The sequence below is a fragment of the Deltaproteobacteria bacterium genome (genome assembly GCA_026388545.1).
In the GTDB taxonomy this organism is placed as follows: Bacteria; Desulfobacterota; Syntrophia; order Syntrophales; family UBA2185; genus JAPLJS01.
This window is the reverse complement of the sequence record JAPLJS010000003.1, coordinates 1-9287: the sequence shown is the minus strand read 5'-3', so window position 1 is coordinate 9287 and position 9287 is coordinate 1. Positions and strand designations below refer to the sequence as shown.

The 9287-nt window shown below is 49.9% G+C and carries 7 protein-coding genes; 3 read left to right on the top strand and 4 right to left on the bottom strand.

The genetic code is table 11. The features are described 5' to 3' along the window. Positions 1-270: 270 nt before the first annotated feature. The 3 genes from NTW12_00105 to hgcA form a co-directional block, all read right to left on the bottom strand. Entirely contained in the window at positions 271-2136 is a 1866-nt protein-coding gene (locus NTW12_00105; GenBank protein MCX5844757.1) for an acyl-CoA dehydrogenase, read from the bottom strand. 282 nt (positions 2137-2418) lie between these two features. Beyond that, the gene (hgcB, locus tag NTW12_00100; protein ID MCX5844756.1) at positions 2419-2748 is read right to left on the bottom strand and encodes a mercury methylation ferredoxin HgcB; all 330 of its coding nucleotides are present in this window, start codon (positions 2746-2748) and stop codon (positions 2419-2421) included. Positions 2749-2758: 10 nt separating this feature from the next. Further along, positions 2759-3856 (bottom strand): mercury methylation corrinoid protein HgcA, encoded by a 1098-nt coding sequence (gene hgcA / locus NTW12_00095; GenBank protein MCX5844755.1) that lies wholly within the window; start codon positions 3854-3856, stop codon positions 2759-2761. 778 nt (positions 3857-4634) lie between these two features. Here hgcA and NTW12_00090 point away from each other — a divergent pair. From NTW12_00090 to NTW12_00080, 3 genes are read left to right on the top strand one after another with little or no spacing between them, the layout of a single operon-like run. Continuing rightward, positions 4635-5300: an MBL fold metallo-hydrolase gene (locus NTW12_00090; protein ID MCX5844754.1), complete on the top strand. Its 666-nt coding sequence runs from the start codon at positions 4635-4637 to the stop codon at positions 5298-5300. 11 nt (positions 5301-5311) lie between these two features. Further along, complete coding sequence (locus NTW12_00085) at positions 5312-5746, top strand: secondary thiamine-phosphate synthase enzyme YjbQ (GenBank protein MCX5844753.1); 435 nt, start codon at positions 5312-5314, stop codon at positions 5744-5746. A gap of 41 nt (positions 5747-5787) precedes the next feature. Continuing rightward, complete coding sequence (locus NTW12_00080; GenBank protein ID MCX5844752.1) at positions 5788-6969, top strand: MFS transporter; 1182 nt, start codon at positions 5788-5790, stop codon at positions 6967-6969. A 680-nt stretch (positions 6970-7649) separates the two neighbouring features. Here NTW12_00080 and NTW12_00075 read toward each other — a convergent pair. Continuing rightward, on the bottom strand, positions 7650-9287 hold a 1638-nt coding region (locus tag NTW12_00075), incomplete at its 5' end, for a cyclic beta 1-2 glucan synthetase (GenBank protein MCX5844751.1).

The following is a 9287-nucleotide window of genomic DNA, read 5'->3' as shown; positions in this document are numbered from 1 at the left end:
AAAAGCCTGCGTCTTTTGGGCCCCAGGTAGTCCCAGGGGTCAAAAAGGTAGGGCGTTTTGTGATCGCGGACATGAATCATGGCATCAGCACCTATGTCTTTAATATTTAACATGATTCATACCATTTTCGGGAAACAGTGTAAAGACAAATATGCACAAATGTTAAATTATTTTAACGCCTTACACTAAGAATGACTTTTTACGATGTCGTCAATAATGATTAGCGCTTGAAAGCTGCGAAAGGCAGCTTTCCAAGACGATCATGTTTTTTCATATCGTGAATGACTCTTCAGCTATTTCAATGGGCGTCCTGTCTCCGATCTTTATCGCTTCGCACCTGGCCTTGACGGTGGTCAGAATATTCAGTGCAAAGAATTTGGCAGCGGCAATCTTCCCGTTATAGAATGCAACATCCTTGTTTTCACGGATCAGTGCCCGCTGTTTTGCCTTTGATCCTTTTGCGTCCTTCTCCGTGTAGATGGCATTCACCTTTTCATTCGCTATCGTGGCCGCCTGCATTAACAGTGATCCGACGGCAATGTCGCCAAAAAGCTCGAGGTATGGAGTTGCGTTGAGGACGGGGATCAAAAAGCTGGCGCCGCGGCTCAGCCGGTAAAAATGCGTTGTCAGATCGGACACGGCTTTCAGGGCCTCTTCCAGGTAGTTGCACGGTACGGTAAGATCCTCAAACCCCTTACTCTTTGTTATGATGCTGTATATTTCGCTATACAGGCTCATCATAAATTCGCCTCTTCTCTGCGCCAGTTTCCTGCCGACGAGATCAAGGGCCTGAACACCGTTTGTTCCCTCGTAGATGGTTGTTATTTTGCAGTCTCTTAAATACTGTTCAACGGGATATTCGGAACAATATCCGTATCCGCCGTACACATCGATGGCTTTTGAACAGATCAGCATGGCCTTATCCGAGGAATAAGCCTTGCAAATCGGGATCAAAAGCTCCGCCATTCCATTCCATTTTGCTTTATCTATCTTGGTTGCTGAAACAGCCGCCATGTCAAAGCAGTAGGCGGTATAATAAAGCAACGCCCTGATTCCTTCCACATGCGCCTTCATCCAGAGAAGCGTCCTTTTGATGTCGGGATGTTGGATAATAGGTACGGGCTTTGCATCGGGGTTTTTCATGTCCCATATGGCGACGCCCTGAATCCTTTCCTTGGCATAGGCGACCGCATGTTCATACGCCGCCGTCGCAACGCCGAGCGCCTGCACACCGACCTCAAGCCTGGCGTCATTCATCATCTGGAACATGATCGCCATCCCGGATCGCTCTTTTCCGAGGAGTTCTCCGATGCATTTGCCCTCGTCGCCGAAATTGAGGGTGCAGGTGGCGGAACCCTTGATCCCCATTTTATGTTCGATATTTCCGGTACGCACATCATTGAATTCACCCAGGCTGCCGTCATCGTTTACCCGGTATTTGGGAACGAGAAAAATGGAGATGCCCCTCGTTCCCGGAGGATCTCCTTCGATTCTGGCAAGAACGGGATGGATGATATTCGGGCAAAGGTCATGGTCTCCGCCGGAGATAAATATCTTTGTTCCCGTAATACTGTATGTTCCGTCGGGTAATTTTTTCGCCCTCGTTTTCAGGGCGCCCACATCGGTCCCTGCGCTGGGCTCCGTAAGGCACATGGTACCCCCCCATTCGCCGGAAAACATTCTGTGCATGTATTTATTCTTTTGTTCTTCCGCTCCGTGACATTCAATAAGTGTGGCGGCGCCGCAGGTCAGCATGGGATACATGATGAAGGGATAGTTGGCGGCCTGAAAAAGCTCAAAGCACGCAGTGAAAACACTTACCGGCATTCCCTGCCCCCCTACCTCGGGATCTTTCGTGGAGCATTGCCAGCCTGCTTCAATAAACTTCCTGTATGCCTCGTGGAAACTTTTCGGCACGGAAACTTTTCCGTCCGCAAATGTGCATCCTTCCCTGTCCCCATCAACATAGGTCGGGAGGATCACTTCCAGGGCCATCTTTTCCGCTTCCGTCAGCATCATATCTACGGTTTCTTTGGAATAATCCGCATACTTACCGCTTTTGAAAAGATTTTCTAAACCGAGCTGCTCGTAAAGGACAAATTGCTGATCTCTCGTGTTTACCAACAAGTTACTCATAATGACCTCCTTATAAAAACTCGTAGATGAATTAATGTGATAAATTTCATAAAAATACAAAACCCCGTGTTCTTTTTCAGAAACGGGGTTTCAGTAATCAGTCCATCGTACCCTCATAGGGGGTTAAAGAATTTATGAATTTATATTTCTGACATCACATGCAATGTTTTTTTACTATCATGAATTACTGAAGAAATCTACTGTGAAAAGGGAAAACGAATGGTTAAGGTCTTCTTCCGATAATTGGTATCGGAATCCGAATGCAGAGGCTGCTTTTAACAATCAGCAGCATGAGGCCTTTTTCTGTTTCCCGGTTTGCTCACATGGTTCTATGGTACAGCAGCAGGAAGAGGGATCTCGCCCCAGTATGCTGTTGATAACGGCGGCGGCGCAGCCTACTCCTGCCTGTACAGAAACTGCTTCCGTTGGGCAATTCCGGCTGCATGCTCCACATTCCATGCAGGCATCCCTGTCCTGTATCCACGCACGTTCTGAACCGTTCATGCCGATGACGGCATGGGGGCAGACATCGATGCACATGCCGCAACCGATACATTTTTCCTCATTGAGACTCAGCGTTACTACATCCTTCAGATAGAGCATTCTTTCCATTTAAAAACTCCTATGCGATCAATCGTGACACCAGCCAGAGACCAAGTCCGGAAAGACCGGTTCCAATCTCCAGGGGCAGGGCCATGCGCATCTCTTTTTTAACTCCGGAAAGAGATGTGTATGTCGAAGCGCCGGTAAAATTCATCGCAAGATATGCGGTTAAAGCCGGAACCAGTAAAAGCCATGCCAGTGCTTCGAACCTGCCCGGCCAGAAGGTAAGGTCAGGATTCCTTATCATTAAGAGACCCAGAGCAGTGACCACGCCAACGATACAACCCTTGAGCGAGAAAGCTCTTCCGGGAAGAACAGGGAGCAGGATCGGTGTCAGGACAGCGCCTGCCAGGATAGCCATCAACAGGGCAACAACGGCAAAAAGACCGTAATTCATGGTGTTGGTCCAGTATTCGGCCGGTCCTCCAACACCGCCCAGAAGGAAGAACGCAAAAAGAATCAGCAGGCTCGCCTTGAATGCCGCCACAAGCTCTATCGGGATTAAGACAACCCGCTCCCGCAGTGTGAAGGTTTTTAATCTCATCCCCGGTGTTGCTTTGAGACCGGCCTCCAAATAGGCGGGCAGATCTAAGGCCCGGATGGGTCCGTAATGAACCCTGAAACCGGTAAATTTCTTCACCTGGTGGGCGGCAATACCGGGGCCGGATAGTTGGGGGAGAATGAGTTCCCTGTGGGAAACGACTTTGGTCAAGCCGCTTGACGTGATTCGACGCACCAGTTCCTCTGTCCCAAATGTCCCTTTGCCGGCGGCGCACCATACGTTGATCCCATCCGTATCAAGTACAAGCAGCCAGGCATCCCTACCGGGAAGGGCTTCACGGAGCCGGTCAAAGCTCATTTTGTAATTTGCCGTCACCAGCACATTTGACTGATTGTCTGGGTTCCCGAGGGCGTAAAGGCCGGGCTGGACGGTATAATCCATACGGCCGACCCCCCAGCGGGCTTTAACGGTTCCCCAGTGATCCTGCCATGTTAAGGCAGAGGAGACCTGCGGCGCCAGTCCGATCGGTGTTTCGACAGAACCTACGACAAAGGGCTGTTCAAGGCTGGGCAGTCTTACCTGATCCTCGCATGTCTGCGGCCATTCATTTATCATGGGTAAAACAGGCAGTTCCCTTCCCATATCGTTGTTGCCCGGTTCGCTTTTTCTGACGTTACAACAAGGTTGACTCACTGCTTTGCTCCTTATAAAACACGGCGTCCTGCCGGCAGTATCGAACCGCCTGGCAGAGATCCGATATCAGCAAAAGAATTTCAGAATGGTTCGGGTTGATCTCCTTGTTCATGGTTGTATGAAACAACTATATTTTGTTTTGTCAACATTTTTTCTCGATTTATTATAAAATCTTCTGATACTATTCAAATGTCAATGTCATTGACTTAAGCACTTTGACCCCCCTCTTTTCTAAAGAGGGGTTGGGGGAGATTTTACGGAATGCAATTAAAATCCCCCTGAATCCCCCTTTACAAAGGGGGACTTGAATAAAGATAATATTCTTAAGTCAATGACATTGATTCAAATGTAATGAACTCGTAAAAAGTCAAAAACCATGTCACTCCCGCGGAGGCGGGAATGACCATAATGAAGCAGGCTTCGGGGAATTAATCCCATAAAGATTTAAAAGGAATTTATTTGATATGCGCATCACAATTCTTTCAGAAAATTATACGCCGTTTTCATTAAAGCTTAGAGGGGAACATGGATTTTCTGTTTTAATCGAAAAGGACAACATGCAGGTTCTTTATGACACCGGACGCTTCGGTATTTGAATTTTAGCCTTTTATTTTTTACATATAAATTGGTATTGAACAAAGGTGGCACAATGGACGGCCCCCCGTTGTTAAAGAAATTACGCGAAGGTAAAGGAGCAGCAATGAAATTCACAGATGACATTTATGTGTATGAATGGACTAATTATTATGACAACAATTGCAATAGCTTCTACATCGGCGGTAGCGTAAAGGCCCTCGTAGATCCCGGTTTGAAGTCATATCTGCCCGATCTCCTGGAAAGCATGGAACAGGACGGGATTGCGAGAAACGATATCCGATACATCATCAACACCCATTCCCACCCTGACCACTTCGAGGGATCTGTACTGTTCAATGATTCCGACGTGAAAATAGCCCTCCACGAAGATGAGATCGCGTTCATGGATGGCGCGGGAGCTGGTTTGTATCACCTGTTCGGCTTGAATCCTCCCGAAGTCAAAATCGATCTGATCCTGAAAGAAGGAGAGATTTCCCTGGGAGATGAAACTTTTCAGATCCTCCATATCCCCGGACATTCACCCGGCTCCATAGGGTTATACTGGCCTGCCAAAAAGGTCCTCTTTCCGGGGGATGTGATATTCAGCCAGAATGTGGGAAGGACGGATTTTCCCGGAGGGAGCAGTGCCCTTCTGAAAAAAAGTATCAGGGCCCTTGCCGATCTTGAAGTAGAGACTCTCTTGCCCGGTCACATGGGAATCGTGGATGGCGCCGATCAGGTAAAATCGAATTTCCGGATGGTAATACAGAACGTCTTCCCTTGCATATAGTGCGTATGGCTATAGAAATAACAACTTCCACTATTTCTTTTTCCACATCCGGTGACACCGATATTATCGACATGACCCGCCAGGTGTCGGAAAAAGTTGTAACGTCGGGTATAGAGGAAGGGTATGTCCATCTTTTTGTTCCCGGTTCAACAGCATCGATAACGACGATTGAATATGAACGTGGCGCTGTCAGCGATCTGAAAGAGGCGATAGAGCGACTCGCGCCGGAAAGCATATATTACCGGCACAATGAACGATGGGGTGATGGGAACGGGCACGCCCATGTAAGAGCGTCCCTGCTTGGCCCATCCCTCACCATCCCTGTGATCAACGGGCGTCTTGCACTGGGAACATGGCAACAGGTTGTTTTTATTGATTTCGACAACCACCCGAGAGAACGACAGGTCATAATGCAACTTGCCGGGAAGAAAAAACAGTCCGTATGACACACTGGCTGTCTTTGACAGAATGAGAGCGGTTTGGATCCATGAATGAAACTCCTCAATCGTTTAGATCAAAAATGGGTCTTCTCCTCCTTGTAACCGGCATCTTCTTTCTCAACTTTCTTGCCAGAATACTCCCCGCTCCCTTGATGCCGACCATTGAATACGATCTCGGACTGGATCATGCGGGGGCAGGCAGTTTCTTTCTGTTGATTTCCCTTGGTTACTGTACCTCACTTGTGGGATCCGGATATCTGTCCCGGTGGCTTACTCATAGAAAAACGATAGCTTTGTCTTCCGTTGCCATAGGTGCTGCACTTCTCACCATGGCTGCCGGTAATACCCACTGGGCAATCAATCTGGGATTGGTTTTTCTGGGCTTAGCCGCCGGGGCTTACCTGCCTTCAGGGATTACCGTTATTACTTCTTCAATAAAAGCCGGTAACTGGGGGAAGGCTATTGCCGTTCATGAAATGGCCCCCTCCATTGCCTACATTGTTGCGCCCCTCATATCTGAGTTTCTCCTCCAATGGTATACATGGCAAGGGGTTCTCGCAGCCATAGGAGCGGCATCGATTCTTTTAGGGCTGCTCTTTTTTCGCCTGGGCAGGGGCGGGGATTTTAAAGGCGAGCCGCCCAATTTCGGAAATGTTAACGCGCTCATGAAGCAGCCGTCATTCTGGATCATGGCAATTTTTTTCAGCGTCGGCATAGCTACAAGTATGGGTGTATTCAGTATGCTTCCCCTTTACCTGGTCGCTGAAAGAGGGTTCGAAAGAAGCTACGCGAACACCATTCTCGGATTATCGAGAATTCCTGCCATAATCATGGCTCTTTTTGCGGGATGGGTATCGGACCGTTTAGGGCCGAAAAAGACAATGAAAATCGTCCTTACATTTAACGGTATCATGACGATTCTTTTGGGAATTGTGCCGGGCGACTGGGTATTGCTCATGGTTTTTCTCCAGCCGATGCTGTCTAACTGTTTCTTCCCGGCCGGATTTACCATGCTGTCAGGCATCAGTCCCCCAAATGCACGGAATGTCGCTATATCAATAACCATCTTTTTTGCTTATCTGGCCGGAGCGGGACTGATTCCGGCAGGTATGGGCATCCTGGGTGACGCGGGACATTTCGGCCTGGCCATTGCATTAGTCGGCGGACTGATCCTTATCAGCGTTGTTCTTTTCCAATTCCTAAAGTATAATGAAAACCAAAATTCATAGAAGTCTTCTCACTCTTAAACCCAGTCTATTTCCTGTCCATCGCAGGTCCATCATGCCTCCGCTAAAAACCACTCGTCGCTACGAACTATATTGAGAAGACGGAGAAAACGGCACAGATTTATTATCAGTGCTGTTCGCTTTATGTACCGGCGAAGAATCAGAGAATGCTTTCACAAACGATACCTTTTTCCTGTAAACGATAAGCATGGTCAAAGATAGGATATCCAAGCTTTAAATATAAGCGATGCCCCCTGTCATTGGATATGTTCATTTATTAAAAAGAGAAACATGCAAGGTTTGGGTATTTCATTTCCGAGCCCAAGCTAAATGAGCATATCTTCCTGAAGTAAAGCACATGGTGATTTTGGCAGGTATAAATCCTTTCAATTGGTAATGAATGACAAACACCTCTATCGGAACCCTGAATATTCCTGGGACGAATACATCCAGGCATGATGCCTCATGTATCCTGAACGTGCCGGAGACGTCTGTCTAAATTGTGCCAGAAAATGGCCAAGAGATGGCGAAACTGTCAAAAATCGGACCGCTCTGACGGAAGGTTGGCCGCCTCGGCACATTACTTTCATGATCAAAAGAATCCCCCACCATATCTTGTGGTCATTATTTCATTGACACACAAGGCCGTTTTTCTACTCCATCCACAAAAAAGGTAGTTCTTATCAATCAATTCCGTCGGCGGGTATTCTCACCTCGACTGCGTGTTCCTGATGATCGTCCACCAGGGGAATCGTCTGCTCCCGTTGCACGACCCCGTCAACGGTCACACTCCCCTCATCTTCGCCCGCGTGTCCCTGCACGACCTTTATATGGTAGATGGTCTCCCGGTATCGGTAGTGCACCGTGAAGCCCTCCCAATCGGCAGGGAGACAGGGCTCGACATGCAGTTTGTCTACTTCGAGTCTCAGCCCCAGGAGTGATTCCACGATCAGCCGGTACATCCATCCGGCTGATCCCGTGTACCACGTCCATCCGCCACGACCCATGTGGGGCGGGACTGCATAGACGTCAGCCGCGACAACGTAGGGCTCCACTTTGTACGTTCCAATCCCTTTAGCTGATCCCCCATGATTCACAGGGTTGATCATGGTAAGGAGTTCCCACGCCCGTCTGCTGTCACCCATGACAGCGAAGGCCATGGCGGCCCAGATGGCCCCATGTGTGTACTGCCCGCCATTTTCCCGAACCCCGGGAACGTACCCCTTGACATAACCGGGATTTAAATCCGACTTGTCGAAGGGCGGGTCAAGAAGCTGGATCAACGCGTGGTCCCTGCGCACGAGGTGCTTATCCACTGCGTCCATTGCCATGCGTGAGCGCGTGGCGCCCCCTGCCCCGGACAGGACAGACCAGCTTTGCGCGATGGAATCGATCCGGCATTCGGGATTGCCCGCTGAACCGAGGGGCGTTCCGTCATCGAAGAAAGCCCGGAGGTACCACTCACCATCCCAGCCATTCTCCTCGATGTTCCGACTCAGCGTGCCTGCTTCTCTCTCACAACGTTCGGCGAAGAGCAGGTCCCCATGCATGCGCGCGACCTCAATGAACCTCATGAGTACTTCATAGAGGAAGAATGCGAGCCAGACGCTTTCGCCTTTCCCCTCTGCGCCCACCATGTTCATGCCGTCGTTCCAGTCGCCGGAGCCCATGAGCGGCAATCCGTGCTCGCCATAGTTGAGACCTCTCTGGATGGCTCTTACACAGTGTTCATACAAACTGGCCGCTTCTTGAGACCGGCCGGGCAGATCGTAATAGGAATCCTCATTCTCGTTTATCGGGCGGCCCTGAAGGAAGTGGATGGTCTCATACAATACACCGTAATCCCCGGTGCTCCGGACGTAGCGGCACATCGCCAACGGCAGCCAGAGGTAATCGTCGGAACAGTGTGTGCGCACGCCACGGCCTTGAGGAGAATGCCACCAGTGCTGTACATCTCCCTCGGGGAACTGACGGCCTGCGGCAAGAAGGAGGTGCTCACGCACGAGGCGCGGCTCGGTGTGGATGAGCGCCATTACATCCTGCAACTGATCGCGAAAACCGAAGGCGCCCCCGGATTGGTAGTAGCCGCTGCGCGCCCACAGGCGGCATGCCAGCGTTTGGTACAAGAGCCAGCCGTTGGTCAACATGTTGAGGGACTGGTCGGGTGTTTCCACGTTCACTGCACCGAGCGTGTGCTGCCAGTATTGCCAGACCGTTTCGAGCGCGCCACGCGCGGCGGCAGATCCCCGGAAGCGACGCACCAGGTTGCCGGCGTCGTCGGTATCCTGGCCTGCACCCAAGGTGAAGACGATCTCGCGCTC